This window comes from Cupriavidus sp. 94F1 (genome assembly GCF_057798875.1).
In genome coordinates, this window is sequence record NZ_JBYOJT010000009.1 from 20,891 (window position 1) to 37,241 (window position 16,351).

The following is a 16,351-nucleotide window of genomic DNA, read 5'->3' on the forward strand; positions in this document are numbered from 1 at the left end:
CAAACAACCGGTCTATTTCAGCAGGTAAGCCGCGAAGGTGCCGGCAAACACGCAGGCGCCCAGCCAGTTGTTGTGCCGGAACGCGGCAAAGCACTTCATGCGGTCCCGCTCGCGGATCAGCGTGTAGTGGTAACCCGCCAGCACGGCGGCCGCCACCAGCCCGGCGTAGTAGGCCCAGCCCAGGCCCAGCAGTGCGCCGGCCCCGGCCATCAGCCCCAGAAAGGCCGCGTAGCAGATCATGATCGCGGCCACGTCGAAGCGACCGAACGTGATGGCCGACGTCTTCATGCCCAGCAGCAGGTCGTCGTCACGATCGACCATCGCATAGGCGGTGTCGTACGCCACCGCCCAGAACACGTTGCCTAGCAGCATCAGCCAGGCCACGACTGGCACCTCGCCCTGGATGGCGGCGAACGACATCGGAATGCCAAACCCGAAGGCAATACCCAGGTAGGCCTGCGGAATCGCAAAGAACCGCTTGAAGAACGGGTAGGTCCCGGCCAGCACCGCCGCCACCACGGCCAGCCATTTGGTCAGCCCGTTCAGCGGCAGGATCAGCGCGAATGCGATCAGCGCCAGCACGGCGGCCACGGCCAGCGCTTCCCAGCCGGCGATCAGCCCGGCGGTCAGCGGCCGCTCCCTGGTGCGCTTCACGTGCTTGTCGAAATCGCGGTCGGCCCAGTCGTTGATGGCGCAGCCCGCCGAGCGCATCAGGAACGTGCCGGCGAAGAAGATCCAGAAAATCTGCCAGGACGGCGGCCCGCCGGCAGCCATCCACATCGCCCAGAGCGTGGGCCACAGCAGCAGCAGCGTGCCGATTGGCTTGTCGATGCGTACAAGTCGGGCATACAGCGCAATTCGGCTTGGATGATGGGGGGCGGCGGAGGGATGAGACATGGCGGCGGACTTCTGACGAAACTTCCGGCAATACTACCGGCAATACCAAGCAAAAACGCGCCTTCGGCATGCCGAAGGCGCGTCGTACCGGTTCAACCGGTGTGCGGCATGGCCGGAATCAGGCCAGCAGCGAGCGCAGCATCCACGCGGTCTTTTCGTGCGTCTGCATGCGCTGGGTCAGCAGGTCGGCCGACGGCTCGTCGCCGGCGGCGTCGATCACGCCGAACAGCGAACGCGCGGTGCGCACCACGGCCTCCTGGCCTTCCACGAGCTTGCGGATCATCTCGGTGGCTTCGGGCACGCCCTCTTCCTCGGCGATCGACGACAGCTTCGCGTATTCCTTGTACGTACCCGGAGCCGGGTAGCCCAGCGCGCGAATCCGCTCGGCAATCGCGTCAACGGCCAGCGCCAGTTCGGTGTACTGCGTCTCGAACATGGTATGCAGCGTGTTGAACATCGGGCCCGTCACGTTCCAGTGGAAGTTGTGGGTCTTGAGATAGAGGGTGTAGGTGTCAGCCAGCAGCTTGCTCAGGCCTTCCGCGATCTTCTTGCGGTCCTTGTCCGAAATACCGATGTTCACGCTCATCTCATTCTTCTTTGCCATTTTTTTAAGCTCCATTCTGGTCTGGCCACGAGGATCGACCGCCCGCGCTACACGGACGAGCAGCGGCCATTATCGTATCAGGTTCAAGTCAGAAGGACGGACAGCCCCCGGGCCGCGTCAAGGAACATGACCATCGCGCCCAGCGCCACGACGGCCATGCCGATTTCCTTGCGCACCACCTTGCGGTGCAGCCGCCCGGCGCCGCCGTCGCGCACCGCGTCGGCTTTCAACTGCCGGAACTCGCTCACGAAAAGATTCAGCATTGCCATGACGATTCTCCAACTGTTTTTCGAGGGTCCGGCACGTCCGCCTGACGTGTCCCGGAACCGATGGAAGCAGTCTAATTCCGCGCTATCGATGTGGCTATTTGATAATTTCAACCTATCGAATAGGGGATGACTATATCCCTGTCCCGCGTAGGGGATTGCCTGGAACGTGGTGATTTCGTCACGAAAAACAGAAACGGCAGGGTCTCCCCTGCCGTTCGATGACATCGCCCAAGGCCGGCGACATCAGGCCGCCACGGCTTCCTCGGCCAGCGTGCTGCCGAGCTTGCGCACGCCGGGCAGGTCGCACGCGGTCACGGCGTTGGCCAGCGCCTCCATGGCGGGCAGGCGCGTGAAGCTCTTGCGCCAGGCCAGCACCACACGGCGGTCTGGCACCGGGTCGGCGAACGGCACGTACGACAGCATGTCGTTGCGCGGCTTGAGATCGGGCACCGACGTGCGCGGCAGCACCGTGATGCCCACGCCGCTGGCCACCATATGGCGGATGGTTTCGAGCGACGACCCTTCGAACGTCTTCTGGATGCCGTCGGCTGCCTGCGAGAAGCGCGACAGTTCCGGACACACGCCCAGCACGTGATCGCGGAAGCAGTGGCCGCTGCCCAGCAGCAGCATGGTTTGCTGCTTCAGTTCGTCGGGGTCCACCCTGGTCTGCTCGGCAAGCTTGTGCCCGCGCGGCACGGCCACCACGAATGGCTCGTCATAGAGCGGACGCACCGTCAGGCCTGAATCCGGGAACGGCTCGGCCATGATCGCGCAGTCGATTTCGCCCTGCTTGAGCAGCTCGATCAGCTTGTTCGTGTAGTTTTCCTGCAGCATCAGCGGCATCTGCGGCACGGTGTCGATCATCTGCTTGACGAGTGCCGGCAGCAGGTACGGCCCGATCGTGTAGATGACGCCCACGCGCAGCGGTCCGGCCAGCGGGTCCTTGCCCTGCTTGGCGATTTCACGAATCGCCATGGTCTGTTCCAGCACGCGCTGGGCCTGCGCCACGATCTGTTCGCCGATGGCCGTCACCGACACCTCGGACGTGCCGCGCTCGAAAATCTGCACGGTGAGCTCGTCTTCCAGCTTCTTGATGGCAACCGACAGCGTCGGCTGCGAAACGAAGCACGCCTCGGCCGCCCGGCCGAAATGGCGCTCGCGCGCTACGGCAACGATGTACTTGAGTTCGGTGAGCGTCATGATTAATCAAATCCGGTTAGGCGATAGATTTTAGCTTCGATTGCGTCGTCTGTCAGATCGCCGAAGCAATGTCAGTCATCCACCACTTTTTCGGACCCGCGGGACGACGCGCCCGGAGGGTGTCTACGCCTTCAGAAAGTGCTCGCGTCCGCCCAGCCAGCGCAGTAAATGTGCCTCAACCGCCTCTGGAAACCGGTCCAGCATCAGCTCGGCGGCTTGCTGGGCATAGTCAATCAGCCAGGCATCGGTTTCCAGGTCGGCAAAGCGCAACATGGCCTCGCCCGACTGCCGCGCGCCCAGGAATTCCCCCGGACCCCGGATCTGGAGGTCGCGCCGGGCGATTTCAAAGCCGTCGGTCGTCTCGCGCATGGTCGCCAGACGCTCGCGCGCCGTGGGGGACAGCGGCGCCTGGTACATCAGCAGGCAGACCGATTCCGCGCTGCCACGGCCCACACGCCCGCGCAGCTGGTGCAACTGGGCGAGCCCGAAACGCTCGGCATGCTCGATCACCATCAGCGATGCATTGGGGACGTCCACGCCCACTTCGATCACCGTGGTGGCCACCAGCACCTGCAGGCGGTTGGCGCTGAAATCGTCCATCACGGCCGCTTTCTCGGCGGGCGGCAGGCGGCCATGCACCAGCCCCACGCGCAGGTCGGGCAGCGCGGCCACCAGCGTCTCGAAGGTCTCCACGGCCGTCTGCAGCTGCAGCGCCTCGCTTTCTTCGATCAACGGACACACCCAGTAGACCTGGCGCCCTTCGGCGGCCGCATGATGCACGCGCTCGATCACCTCGTCGCGACGCGCATCGTTGACCAGCCGCGTCACGATCGGGGTGCGGCCCGGCGGCAATTCGTCGATCACCGACACGTCCAGGTCGGCGTAGTACGTCATCGCCAGCGTGCGCGGAATGGGCGTGGCCGACATCATCAGCTGATGCGGCACCTTTTCGTCGGCCGGCACCGGCGCGTCGCCTTCGGCCGCCTTGCCGCGCAGCGCCAGCCGCTGCGCCACGCCAAAGCGATGCTGCTCGTCCACCACGGCCAGGCCCAGGTTGGCGAACTTCACGCCGTCCTGGATCAGCGCGTGCGTGCCGATCACCAGCCGGGCCTCGCCCGATTCGGCCCGCGCCACGGCTTCGCGCTTGGCCTTCGTCTTCAGGCTGCCGGCCAGCCACGCCACGGGCACGCCCAGCGGCTCCAGCCAGGCCGACAGCTTGCGGTAGTGTTGCTCGGCCAGGATTTCGGTCGGCGCCATCAGCGCGGCCTGGTAGCCCGCGTCGATGGCCTGGCAGGCGGCCAGCGCGGCCACGATGGTCTTGCCGCTGCCCACGTCGCCCTGCAGCAACCGGTGCATCGGGTGCGGCAGCGCCATGTCGGCGGCGATTTCCTCGACCACGCGCTGCTGCGCACCGGTCAGCCTGAACGGCAGCGCCGCCAGGAAGCGCATCAGCAGGCCGTCGGCACGGCGCGGCATCGATGGGGCGTTCTTTTCCTTGCGCGCGGCCTGCGAGCGCCGCAGCGAAATCTGCTGCGCCAGCAGTTCGTCGAACTTGATGCGAACCCAGGCCGGATGAGAGCGATCGGCCAGCGCGGCCTCGCTTTCCTGCGGCGGCGGGTTGTGCAGCAGGCGCAGGCAGTCGATCAGCGGCGTCAGCTTCAGCGGCGCCAGCGGTCCGCGCAGGATGGCCTGGGGCAAGGTCTCCGGCATTGGCGTGCGCGACATCGCCCCGCCGATGGCCTTGCGCAGATAGGCCTGCGAAATGCCGGCCGTGGCCGGATAGACCGGCGTCAGGCGGTCGGGCAGCGGTTCGTCGGGTGTGATCGGCCGTACCGTGGGATGGACCATTTCGGCGCCGAAGAAGCCCCCGCGAATCTCGCCGCGCACGCGCAGGCGCACGCCTTCGGCCATCTGCTTGGTCTGGCTGCCGTAGAAATTGATGAAGCGCAGCGTCAGCTCGCCGGTTTCGTCGGCAATCTTGACCACCAGTTGGCGGCGCGGGCGGAACGTCACCTCGTTCGACACCACCTCGCCTTCCACCTGGGCGGCCAGCCCCATGCCCGCGCGGCGGATGGCGTCGCGGATCGGCTCCAGCGTGGTTTCGTCCTCGTAGCGCAGCGGCAGGTGCAGCACCAGATCGACCGGCCGCCGCAGGCCCAGCTTGGCCAGCCGGGCCACGGCCGACGACGGCTTGGCCTTGTCGCCGGCCTTGTCGCCAGCCTTGGCGTCGCCTTTGGCCTCCGTCCTGCCCGCGCCGCGCCGCGCCGGCTTGTCGCCGGCTGGGGCGGACGGGGTGGACTGGGCGGCCGTCGGGGCAGGATCGTCGATCGGGTCGGTGGCGGTGCCTGGCATCAGCGCGGGAATATAGGGGTCACAAGCGGGCATCGGGCGAAGCCGGGCGCCCAAGCCTTACAATGTCGGATTCGCCGATTGTACCCATGCCGTACCGATGCCTGCGGCGGCACTTCGTTCCGGAGTGCTGCCCGGCTCGCGTATTGCCTGGCGCTTTGCCCCGAATACCTCGCTGAACCGCAATGCTGACCCTGTCCGATTTCGATTTCCCGCTGCCGCCCGAACTGATCGCGCAGTCTGCCCTGCCCAACCGCAGCGCCAGCCGCCTGCTGGTGGTAGAGCGGACGGCGCCGGATGACACCGCCGACGCGGTGCGGCTGGTGGACCGCGCGTTCAGCGACATCCTCGAATACCTGGGCCCCGACGACCTGCTGGTCTTCAATGACACGCGCGTGATCAAGGCGCGCTTTTTCGGCCAGAAACCCAGCGGCGGCCGGATCGAGGTGCTGGTCGAGCGCGTGGTGGACAGCCACACCGTGCTCGCCCAGGTGCGTGCGTCGAAGACCCCGGCAGAGGGCAGCCCGCTGCATCTGGCCGATGGCGCCTTCACGGTCACCGTGGGCCCGCGCGTGGACCAGTTCTTCACGCTGCGTTTTCCGGAACCCGCGCTCGACCTGATCGAACGGTATGGCCGCCTGCCGCTGCCGCCGTACATCACGCACGATCCAGACGCCTATGATGAAACGCGCTATCAGACCGTGTACGCGCGCAATCCGGGCGCCGTGGCCGCACCGACGGCCGGCCTGCATTTCGACGATGCGCTGTTTGCGCGGCTCGACGCCGCCGGCATCCGCCGCGCCTTCCTGACGCTGCACGTGGGCGCGGGCACCTTCCAGCCGGTGCGCACCGAAGACTTGTCCGAGCACAAGATGCACTCGGAGTGGTACGCCGTGAGCCAGGAACTGGCCGATGCCGTGCGCGACACGCGCGCCCGTGGCGGCCGCGTGATCGCGGTGGGCACCACGTCGCTGCGCGCGCTGGAATCGGCCGCGGCCGAGGACGGCACGCTGCGTCCCGGCACCGGCGACACCGACATCTTCATCACCCCCGGCTATCGTTTCCGCGCGGTGGACGCGCTGATCACGAACTTCCACCTGCCCAAGTCGACGCTGCTGATGCTGGTGTCCGCGCTGGCCGGCGTGGAAGCCATCCGCGCCGCCTATCGCCATGCCGTGGCCCAACGCTACCGCTTCTTCAGCTACGGCGACGCCATGCTGCTGACCCGCCGCGACTGACACCGCGCGACCGACCGATTTCGAGAACCGAACATGCTGAACTTCGAACTGCTGACCACCGATGGCAACGCACGCCGTGGCCGCGTCACGCTGAACCATGGCGTAGTAGAAACGCCAATCTTCATGCCCGTGGGCACCTATGGGTCGGTCAAGGCAATGTCGCCGCTGGAACTGAACGAGATCGGCGCGCAGATCATCCTTGGCAACACGTTCCACCTGTGGCTGCGCCCGGGCCTGGACGTGGTGGACACCCATGAGGGCCTGCACAAATTCATCGGCTGGGACAAGCCCATCCTGACCGATTCGGGCGGTTTTCAGGTGTTTTCGCTCGGAGAACTGCGCAAGATCACCGAAGAAGGCGTCACCTTCGCGTCGCCGGTAAATGGCGACAAGCTGTTCCTGTCGCCCGAGATCTCGATGCAGATCCAGCGCACGCTGAACTCGGACATCGTCATGCAGTTCGACGAATGCACGCCCTACGAGATCGACGGCCGTCCGGCCACGCATGACGAGGCCGCCCGCTCGATGCGCATGAGCCTGCGCTGGGCCAAGCGTTCGCGCGACGAATTCGACCGCCTGGCCAACCCGAACGCGCTGTTCGGCATCGTCCAGGGCGGCATGTTCGAGGACCTGCGCGACGAATCGCTGGCGGGGCTGTCCGAACTGGACTTCCACGGCTACGCCATTGGCGGCCTGTCCGTGGGCGAACCCAAGGAGGACATGATGCGTGTGCTGGAACACGTGGGCCCGCGCCTGCCGGCCCACAAGCCGCACTACCTGATGGGCGTGGGCACGCCGGAAGACCTGGTGGCCGGCGTGGCGCATGGCGTGGACATGTTCGACTGCGTCATGCCCACCCGCAATGCCCGCAACGGCTGGCTTTTCACCCGGTTTGGCGATGTCAAGATCCGCAACGCGGCGCACCGCAACGACCCGCGTCCGCTCGACGAGCAATGCGGCTGCTACACCTGCCGGAACTTCTCGCGCGCCTACCTGCACCACCTGCACCGCGTGGGCGAGATCCTGGGCGCGCGCCTGAACACGATCCACAACCTCTATTACTACCTGGAACTGATGCGCGAGATGCGCACAGCCATCGAGGAACACCGCTTCGACGCGTTCCGCCGCCAGTTCGCCGAACACCGCGCCCGCGGCACCAAATAGAGAATGTTCTGAAAACCAGACAGGCAGCCGAACTTTTGGCGGTCTGCTGGTCGAATGACTGGCCGCAACGCAAGCCTGCGGGGTGTTTTCTGCAACGTCCGCAAAGTACTTGTAAAGCACCCCGAACAAACCCGTAATCCGCCCTAGAATGCCAGGGCGGGACAACAACCGGGTGATAGAATGCCCGATTCCCTGATTGACCTTTGTGACGGAGAAGTAACGTGCTGATTTCGAACGCTTTTGCGCAGACCGCCGGTGCCGGCGGCGCGGCCGGTGGCCTGATGAGCTTCCTGCCGATCATCCTGATGTTCGCGGTGCTGTGGTTCATCATGATCCGCCCGCAGATGAAGCGCCAGAAGGAATCGAAGGCCATGCTGGAAGCCCTGGCGAAGAACGACGAAGTCGTGACCGCCGGCGGTATCCTCGGCCGTGTGACCAAGGTCAACGAGAACTACGTGACGCTGGAAGTGGCCGAAGGCACGGAAATCACCGTGCAGAAGAACGCCGTGACCACCGTGCTGCCGAAGGGCTCGCTGAAGTCGCTCTGATCCCGGACGGTCTTCCCAGCCTGATCCCGGCAGGTGTCGTGTGGCGCCAGACGCTCCGCCGACCCTGCCCTGCGCAGCCGCCTGCACCAGCCTCCACGGTCCTTCCCTGACGCGTGACCGGGCTGCCAGGCGGCTGTTTGCCAACCGGTCCAGCCGAACCGGCGCGCCTTGTGCGCGACTTGTCGGCATGCCAACTGCAATGACTGGCCGAAGATGAATCGCTATCCGCTTTGGAAATACATCGTGATCCTGGTGGCCCTCGCCATCGGCATCACCTACACCCTGCCGAACTTCTTCGGCGAGGCCCCCGCTGTCCAGGTATCGTCGGCCAAGGCCACGGTCAAGGTCGACCTGTCCATGCAGAAGCATGTGGAGGAAATCCTGGCGCAGAACCAGCTGCAGCCGGACGGCGTCTTTTTTGACGTCTCCGGGCAATCGGGCTCGGTCAAGGCGCGTTTCCGCACCACCGACGAGCAGCTCAAGGCCAAGGACGTGCTGTCCCGCGCGCTGAACCCTGACGCCAGCGACGCCACTTACGTGGTCGCGCTGAACCTGCTGTCGGGCTCGCCGCACTGGCTGACCGCGCTGCACGCGCTGCCGATGTACCTGGGCCTGGACCTGCGCGGCGGCGTGCACTTCCTGCTGCAGGTGGACATGAAGGGCGCCGTCGACAAGAAGCTCGACAGCCTGTCCGGCGATGCGCGCACGCTGCTGCGCGACAAGAACGTGCGCCACAGCGGCATCGAGCGCGATGGCGACCGCCTGACCGTGCGCTTCGGCAACGCCGACGACGCCACCCGCGCGCGCGGCATCCTGGCCGACAACCTGCGCGAACTGGCCTTCTCGATCGACGGCACCAACGTGGTGGGCGTGTTCACCGAGGCCGCCCGCAAGGCGGTGCAGGACGCCGCGGTCAAGCAGAACATCACCACGCTGCACAACCGCGTGAACGAACTCGGCGTGGCCGAGCCCGTGATCCAGCAGCAAGGCGCCGACCGTATCGTCGTGCAGCTGCCGGGCGTGCAGGACACGGCCAAGGCCAAGGACATCATCGGCCGTACCGCCACGCTGGAAGCCCGCCTGGCCGACCCGGCCGTGCGCAACCCGCGTCCGGGCGACCCGGTTCCGTTCGGCGACGAACTGTTTACGCAGGGCAACGGCGCCCCGGTCATGCTGCGCAAGCAGGTGATCTTTACCGGCGACCGCATCGAAAGCGCGTCGGCCGGCTTCGACCAGAACCAGCGCCCGTCGGTGAACATCAAGCTCGACGCCCAGGGCGGCCGCGTGCTGCGCGACGTATCGCGCGAGAACATCGGCAAGCCGATGGGCATCGTCCTGTTCGAAAAGGGCAAGGGTGAAGTGCTGACGGTGGCCACGATCCAGTCCGAACTCGGTTCCAGCTTCCAGATCACCGGCTCGTATTCGACCGAGGCCGCCAACGACCTGGCCCTGCTGCTGCGCGCCGGCTCGCTGGCCGCCCCGATGGAAATCATCGAGGAACGCACGATCGGCCCGTCGCTGGGTGCCGACAACATCCAGAAGGGCTTCGATTCGGTGGCCTACGGCTTTGCGGCCATCGCGGCGTTCATGATCCTGTACTACATGCTGTTCGGCGTGTTCTCGGTACTCGCGCTCGGCATCAACCTGCTGCTGCTGATCGCGGTACTGTCGATGCTGCAGGCCACGCTGACGCTGCCGGGTATCGCCGCTATCGCGCTGGTGCTGGGCATGGCCATTGACGCGAACGTGCTGATCAACGAGCGGATCCGCGAGGAATTGCGTGCCGGTGCGTCGCCGCAGATGGCCATTGCCATCGGCTTCGACCGCGCGTGGGCCACCATCCTGGATTCCAACGTGACCACGCTGATCGCCGGCCTGGCGCTGCTGGCCTTTGGCTCGGGCCCGGTGCGCGGCTTCGCCGTGGTGCACTGCCTGGGGATTCTGACCTCGATGTTCTCGGCGGTCTTCTTCAACCGCGGCCTGGTCAACCTCTGGTACGGCCGCAAGAAGAAGCTCCAGAGCCTGGCCATCGGTCAGGTCTGGAAGCCGGATGCCGACGCACCGGTCGCCAAGTAAGCCAGGACATATCAGGAACACATCATGGAATTCTTCCGCATCAAGCGCGACATTCCGTTCATGAAGCACGCGTTGATCTTCAACGTGGTGTCCTTCCTGACGTTTGCCGCCGCTGTTTTCTTCCTCTGGCACAAGGGCCTGCACCTGTCGATCGAGTTCACGGGCGGCACGGTGATGGAGGTCAACTACCAGCAGACCGCCGATTTGGAGAAAATCCGAGGCCAGGTCAGCAAGCTCGGCTACACCGACGTGCAGGTGCAGAACTTCGGCACCTCGCGCGACGTGATGATCCGCCTGCCGCTGCAGAAGGGTCCGGACGGCAAGCAGGTGACGTCGGCGCAGCAGAGCGAACAGGTGATGGGCGCCCTGACGGCGGCCGAGCCTGACGTGAAGCTGCAGCGCGTGGAGTTCGTCGGCCCGCAGGTGGGCAAGGAACTGGCCACCGACGGCCTGCTGGCGCTGCTTTGCGTGGTGGCCGGTATCGTGATCTACCTGTCGTTCCGCTTCGAGTGGAAGTTTGCGGTGGCCGGCATTATCGCCAACCTGCACGACGTGGTCATCATCCTGGGCTTCTTCGCGTTCTTCCAGTGGGAATTTTCGCTGTCGGTGCTGGCTGCCATCCTCGCGGTGCTCGGGTACTCCGTGAACGAGTCGGTGGTGATTTTCGACCGGATTCGCGAAGCCTTCCGGAAGTACCGCAAGATGAGCACGCACGAGGTGATCGACCACGCGATTACCAGCACGATGTCGCGGACCATCATCACCCACGGCTCGACCGAAATGATGGTGCTGTCGATGTTCTTCTTCGGCGGCCCCACGCTGCATTACTTCGCACTGGCCCTGACAGTGGGTATCCTGTTCGGTATCTATTCGTCGGTGTTCGTGGCGGCAGCCCTGGCCATGTGGCTGGGCGTGAAGCGCGAAGACCTGGTCAAGGGCGAGAAGAAGGGCGGCGATGCCCCCGACCGCAACGACCCGAACTACGGGGCGCAGGCCTGACGGTTCGAGCGCCTGAGCGGCAAAACAATAAGGCACCTTCGGGTGCCTTATTGTTTATCGTTTGCCTGCCCTACGCCGCCCGGCGGCAGCGGGCACAAACCCGTGCTATGCCTCGGTCAGCTGTTCGATCCACACCGCGAGGCGGTCCGAGGCGAACGTATCTGCCCGGGTGCCAGCGCGGGCGGCAATGGCGTCGCCTTCGCGCACCAGTTGCAGCGCGCCGCCGGCCTCTTCCAGCCACAGCAGCACGGCCAGCCAGCCGGCGTGTTCGGCCGACACCGCTTCGGCCACGGGACGGGACACGAATTCGTTCAGCGTGGCGGTTGACGTCCAGGTAATCACGTCGCCGTCGCGGCGGACCGAGGCGCCCAGCGTTTCAGCCAGCACCGCCGCGGCATCACCCGCCGCGCGGCCAGCGCCGCGCAGCTTCGACAGCGAGGTGGCCACGGCATGGCCGAACGAACCGCTGCGCTGGCTTTCCGCGCCCACCAGATCGGCATAGTCCAGGCGCTGCCAGTCCGGTTCGGCGTTCTGCGCGCCGGCCAGATAGGTGCCGGACAGATACGTCTCCACGGGCTGGAAGCGGCCCGGACCGATCAGGCTGGCGCACAGCGCGTGGATCATGCCCACGCGCGATGCCACGGTCTGCTTCTGCAGCACCATCAGCTTTTCGCGCACCAGCTGGTCGCGCTCCTTGCGCAGCCCGGACAGCTCCAGCGCCTGCTTCAGTTCCATGCGCAGCGCGGTAATGTCCCACGGCTTCTTGATATAGCGATGGATCTGGCCCTGGTTCACGGCCTCGACGGTCTGGTCGAGTTCGGAATAGGCCGTGGTCAGGATCCGGACGATATGCGGATACCGCTCGCGCGCATACCGCAGCAGTTCGTTGCCGTACTCGCCCGGCATGCGCTGGTCTGACACCAGCACGGCCAGGCTGTCGGCATGGGCGTCCAGCATGGCCTTGCCTTCTTCCACGGACTGGCCGGTCACCACCGGCGCCAGCTGGCCGATGGCCCGCTGGAAATACTTGACCGCAGTCGCTTCGTCGTCGACGAACAGAATCGCCGGGGGTGCCTGCGTGGTATTCGGTTCGGTCATCGATCACTCCTGTGCATACGATTCTTGGAATTTGGGAAATCGAGGGTTACGGTGGTGCCCGCGCCGGACGCCGACGCAATCCGGATGCCGCCGCCAAACGACTGCATCACCCGGTTGCAGAAGATCATGCCCATCCCGCTGCCGCCCGCCGATGCGTGCGTGGTCACCGGGTCCACCAGCAGGCGTCCCATGATTTCGGGTGGGATGCCCGGGCCGTTGTCGGCAATGCGGATCTCGGGGCGCTCGCCCGCCACCACCACGAAGCGCAGCGAGGGATCGCGAACATCGGCCAACGCGCGCAACGCATTGCTCATGACCGACGACAGTACCAACGCCACGCAGTTGGGCAGCGTCTGTACCGGAAAATCGCCCTCCATCTCCACCTGCACCCAGCTACGCTGGTTATCGGCAAAAGGATAGGCATCCAGCAACGACGCCACCAGCGCACCCGCGCTGACTTCCTGCCCAGCGCCCGGCTTCGGCGGCGCACCGCCCGCGCTGCTGCGCACCGACTGGAGAAACGACGACAGCACCGCGAGGCAATACTGGGCGTTGTCGTGCATGGCACTGGCCGCCCGGCCAATTTCCAGCTGGCGCTGCCCGCTGTACTCGGCATCGACCCGCGACCCGATACCGAGCGCAAAATTGGCGATGGCCGCCAGCGGTGTGTTCAGTTCGTGCGCCAGGAAGGCCAGCGTCTCGTCGATGGCCATCAGCCGCTGCTGGCGCACCGCCCGCTCGCGGAAGCGGTCGCCCGCCAGCCGCAGGATTTCTCGGACATCGGCCACGCCGATCGGCTTTTCCAGGATGCGGAACACCTCGCCGGAATTGACGGTCTGCAGCAGCATGTCCTTGTCGGCATAGGCCGTGACCAGGATGCGCACGATCTGCGGATACTCCTGGGCCACCTGGCGCAGCAGGTCGCCGCCGTCGCGCCCGGGCATGCGGAAGTCCGTCACCAGCACCGAGATTCGGGCATGGTGCGCGCGCAGGATGCCCACCGCCTCGTCGGCGCCGTTGGCCGACAGCACTTCGTATTCGCTGCCCACTGCGCGCGCGAAATACTTGCACGCCATCTCCTCGTCGTCGACGTAGAGGATGGTGGGGCGCGGCTGCGTGGTGTCGGTCATGACAGCATTACTCCGCACGCGGCAGGTCGAAACTGAAAGCGGCCCAGTGGCCGACTTCGCTTTCGGCGAACAGCACGCCTTCGTGGCGCTCGATCACCGCATAGCTGATCGACAGGCCGAGACCCAGCCCCTGTCCCACCTCGCGCGTGGTGAAAAACGGTTCGAACACGCGTGCCAGGTGTTCGGGGGCAATGCCCGGGCCGTTATCCTTGACGGTCACGTGCAGGCGCTTGTCCTGCCAGCGCACGGTCGTATGGATGGCCGGGTCCTTGGTGCCCGCCTTGCGCATGGCCAGCGCGGCATTCGAGAACAGATTGATCAGGACGCCAATGATGGCCGCTTCGTCGCCCATCACGAGCGTATCGTCGGGCATTTCTCGCGTCATCTTGACGCCGCGCAGCTCGTGCGCGGTCAGCCGCTGCGACGAATCGAGCGCCTTCTCGAACAGGAACGGGGTGCCCTCCACCTCGGCGCCCGGCTTGCGATAGGCGAATGTCTTCAGATCGGACACGATATGCTGGATGCGCTGCATGCCCTGCTTGGCATCGACCAGGCATTCCTGCAGCATCGGCTCCGACTTGGCCGCCGGCTCTTCCATGGCCACCTCGATGGCCATCAGGCAGAAGTTCACCGGATTGTTGACCTCGTGCAGCAGGCCTGCCGCCAACGTACCGATGGCCGCCATTTTTTCCTGCTGCAGCATCTGGCCCTTGATATCGACCAGCTTGCGGTTGATGACTTCCAGCTCGGTATTCTTGTCGGCCACCTCGGCCTTCAGGCGGAACAGCATGAATCGGGCACGTTCATTGAAGAATGTGTACACGCCGCTGGCCGCCGCGGCAAACAGCAGAAATAGCGAATTGACGATAAATGTGCCCATCGGTTCGACGCCGCCCGGATGCAGCAGGCAAGCGGCCGCGTAGAGCACGTACGACAGGATGCCGAACACCAGGTTTTGCCAAAGCCCGAATGGCAACGCAATGCCCGACGCGAAGATCGCCAGGTTCAGGCCCACGTAGTACGGCGATTCGACGCCTTCGGTCCGCGAGATCATCCAGGCAATCATGATCTGCGGCAGCAGCAGCCACGTCATGGTCAGCCATGGCGCGAAGCGTCGGCCGGCCTGGCTGTACAGCGCCACGATGACACCGGCGATCATCAGCGAGACCACCACGCGCGCAATCGCAAACGGCAGCTGGAAGTGCGGATACTGGCCGTAGTCCAGCCCTACGCCCAGCAGCACCAGCGCGATGGCCGTGTAGGCGCCGCCCCGGCTGAACGCCAGGCGAAAGTCGGCCAGCTCGGACTGGTATCCGGCGTAAAGTTGATTCGCGCTCATGACCTTGGCGGGTGGTGCCGCGTCTTCGGCGTCCGGGACCTCAGCGGACAGTGGCTTCGGCGAAGACATTGACGCCGGTTTCATCGACATAGAGTCGGTGGGCATGCGAGTTCTCCGGCAAGAGCGAGGACATCCCGGCCTCGTCGCGATAGATCAGATACCACTCGAGCAGGTGCTCCATCCCGAATTTCTCGGGATTGTCCGAGTGGACATTGGTGACCAGCACCTGACCGTCCGGCTTCGAGCGCGACGCGAAATACTGGAGCAGGCGCGCGCAGACCTTGTCGGACAGGTAGTCGAACAGCCCGGCGCAGTAGACGGCATCGAACTCGCGCACGCTCGGATCGTCCGCCGCAATGCGGCGCTTGAGCAGGTCGTGCACCGACTGGTGCACCATTTCGACCGATACCTTGTGGCCGGCCCCGGCGGCTGCACGCTCCACCGACGCGCGCGTGTAGCCGAGCGTTTCCTCGCTGAAATCGACCAGCTGGAACGACAGCAGCTCAGGATTCGGGTACTCGCGCACGAACCGCTGGATCTCGAACGCCGGTCCGCAACCCACGTTGAGCACGCGGAACTGGCGGCCTTCGGCGCGCGCCCTTTCAGCCTGGCGCGTCAGGTAATCCACCAGCAGGTCGATCCGGTTGCGGTGCGCCGTGGCCACCGCCGCCTTCAGGAAGGCCGTGTTGACGATCTGGAAGTAAGTGGTGGGACCCTGCTGCGGATCGCTCAGGATCTGGTTCACCATTTCGTAGTCGCCCGCATAGCCAAGCGGCTTCGTGAACGTGCGATATACGAACGGCGCGCGCAGCAGCAGCGGATGCAGCGCCGCCTGGGCATAGGTGCGATGGACCGGCGCCAGTTCCTGGTCCACGCGCTGGGCCTCGTCCTCGAGCCAGTCGAGGTAAGTCTTCACCTTCCCCATCAGGGGCGTGGCCAGTTCGTAGAACACGTCCTCGCGCAACCGCCCTTCCTTCTTGGGCAGCGACTCGGTCAGGTCCACCTGCTCGACCCAGCGCGATACTTCGGACAGATAGGCGCGCATCTCGTTGACCACGATCTGGTAGTCGCGGCGGATATTGAAGCGCGTATCCCAGTCCTGCACGAACATCTCGGCTTCGCGTGCGACCGATTTCGGTGCATCGTTCACGTCGGTCAGTTCGCGCCACTCGTCGATCAGCGTCAGCGATACCACCGCCGTCAGGCCGGTGTTCACCAGGCTCATGACGACGGCCTTGCCCAGGTACGCGTTCTTCGCGCCCATGCGCACGCTCAGCTCGCTCAATACTTCGCTGACCTGGACAATCGAGTAGGGATTGTAGATTTCCATCACCAGCGACTTGCGCTGGAGATTGATGATCGTGCCCCGCACCTGCTCGCCCTGCGAGTTGCGGAAACTAACTACCGGATCGATTTGCGTTTTGGAGTACACGGTATCGC

At 65.2% G+C, this 16,351-nt stretch carries 14 protein-coding genes; 5 read left to right on the plus strand and 9 right to left on the minus strand.

Features of this window, described 5'->3' with window-relative positions; translation table 11 throughout:
• Nucleotides 1-12 precede the first annotated feature (12 nt).
• From ubiA to recG, 5 genes are all read right to left on the minus strand, one after another.
• On the minus strand, nucleotides 13-897 hold the full coding sequence (ubiA, locus tag AC3FJ6_RS20380) for a 4-hydroxybenzoate octaprenyltransferase (RefSeq protein ID WP_488773489.1): 885 nt from the start codon (nucleotides 895-897) through the stop codon (nucleotides 13-15).
• A gap of 118 nt (nucleotides 898-1,015) precedes the next feature.
• Entirely contained in the window at nucleotides 1,016-1,501 is a 486-nt protein-coding gene (locus AC3FJ6_RS20385; RefSeq protein WP_153947300.1) for a Dps family protein, read from the minus strand.
• 83 nt (nucleotides 1,502-1,584) lie between these two features.
• The gene (locus tag AC3FJ6_RS20390; protein ID WP_153947299.1) at nucleotides 1,585-1,770 is read right to left on the minus strand and encodes a hypothetical protein; all 186 of its coding nucleotides are present in this window, start codon (nucleotides 1,768-1,770) and stop codon (nucleotides 1,585-1,587) included.
• A 243-nt stretch (nucleotides 1,771-2,013) separates the two neighbouring features.
• Nucleotides 2,014-2,970 (minus strand): LysR substrate-binding domain-containing protein, encoded by a 957-nt coding sequence (locus AC3FJ6_RS20395; RefSeq protein WP_488773490.1) that lies wholly within the window; start codon nucleotides 2,968-2,970, stop codon nucleotides 2,014-2,016.
• Nucleotides 2,971-3,093: 123 nt separating this feature from the next.
• A complete protein-coding gene (gene recG, locus AC3FJ6_RS20400; RefSeq protein ID WP_488773598.1) occupies nucleotides 3,094-5,322 on the minus strand; it encodes an ATP-dependent DNA helicase RecG in 2,229 nt (742 codons plus the stop codon).
• A 182-nt stretch (nucleotides 5,323-5,504) separates the two neighbouring features.
• Here recG and queA point away from each other — a divergent pair, with 182 nt between their 5' ends.
• The 5 genes from queA (at nucleotide 5,505) to secF (ending at nucleotide 11,344) form a co-directional block, all read left to right on the plus strand.
• Nucleotides 5,505-6,557, plus strand: a complete 1,053-nt coding sequence (gene queA, locus AC3FJ6_RS20405) for a tRNA preQ1(34) S-adenosylmethionine ribosyltransferase-isomerase QueA (RefSeq protein ID WP_488773491.1) — start codon at nucleotides 5,505-5,507, stop codon at nucleotides 6,555-6,557.
• Nucleotides 6,558-6,590: 33 nt separating this feature from the next.
• Complete coding sequence (gene tgt / locus AC3FJ6_RS20410; protein ID WP_488773492.1) at nucleotides 6,591-7,721, plus strand: tRNA guanosine(34) transglycosylase Tgt; 1,131 nt, start codon at nucleotides 6,591-6,593, stop codon at nucleotides 7,719-7,721.
• Between the two features lie 221 nt (nucleotides 7,722-7,942).
• Entirely contained in the window at nucleotides 7,943-8,269 is a 327-nt protein-coding gene (yajC, locus tag AC3FJ6_RS20415) for a preprotein translocase subunit YajC (RefSeq protein ID WP_061955498.1), read from the plus strand.
• Nucleotides 8,270-8,482: 213 nt separating this feature from the next.
• Nucleotides 8,483-10,345, plus strand: a complete 1,863-nt coding sequence (gene secD, locus AC3FJ6_RS20420; protein WP_488773493.1) for a protein translocase subunit SecD — start codon at nucleotides 8,483-8,485, stop codon at nucleotides 10,343-10,345.
• A gap of 24 nt (nucleotides 10,346-10,369) precedes the next feature.
• Nucleotides 10,370-11,344: a protein translocase subunit SecF gene (gene secF, locus AC3FJ6_RS20425; protein WP_488773495.1), complete on the plus strand. Its 975-nt coding sequence runs from the start codon at nucleotides 10,370-10,372 to the stop codon at nucleotides 11,342-11,344.
• Nucleotides 11,345-11,449: 105 nt separating this feature from the next.
• On the opposite strand, the gene AC3FJ6_RS20430 is transcribed toward secF, so the two are convergent.
• From AC3FJ6_RS20430 to AC3FJ6_RS20445, 4 genes are read right to left on the minus strand one after another with little or no spacing between them, the layout of a single operon-like run.
• Nucleotides 11,450-12,442 carry a response regulator gene (locus tag AC3FJ6_RS20430; RefSeq protein ID WP_488773496.1) on the minus strand — a complete coding sequence of 331 codons (993 nt, stop codon included), beginning with the start codon at nucleotides 12,440-12,442 and terminating at the stop codon, nucleotides 11,450-11,452.
• Nucleotides 12,439-13,572: an ATP-binding protein gene (locus AC3FJ6_RS20435; RefSeq protein WP_488773497.1), complete on the minus strand. Its 1,134-nt coding sequence runs from the start codon at nucleotides 13,570-13,572 to the stop codon at nucleotides 12,439-12,441. The genes AC3FJ6_RS20430 and AC3FJ6_RS20435 overlap by 4 nt, the downstream gene beginning before the upstream one ends.
• Nucleotides 13,573-13,579: 7 nt before the next feature.
• On the minus strand, nucleotides 13,580-14,911 hold the full coding sequence (locus AC3FJ6_RS20440) for a sensor histidine kinase (protein WP_400391935.1): 1,332 nt from the start codon (nucleotides 14,909-14,911) through the stop codon (nucleotides 13,580-13,582).
• A gap of 40 nt (nucleotides 14,912-14,951) precedes the next feature.
• Nucleotides 14,952-16,343, minus strand: a complete 1,392-nt coding sequence (locus AC3FJ6_RS20445; protein ID WP_488773498.1) for a class I SAM-dependent methyltransferase — start codon at nucleotides 16,341-16,343, stop codon at nucleotides 14,952-14,954.
• Nucleotides 16,344-16,351: the final 8 nt, after the last annotated feature.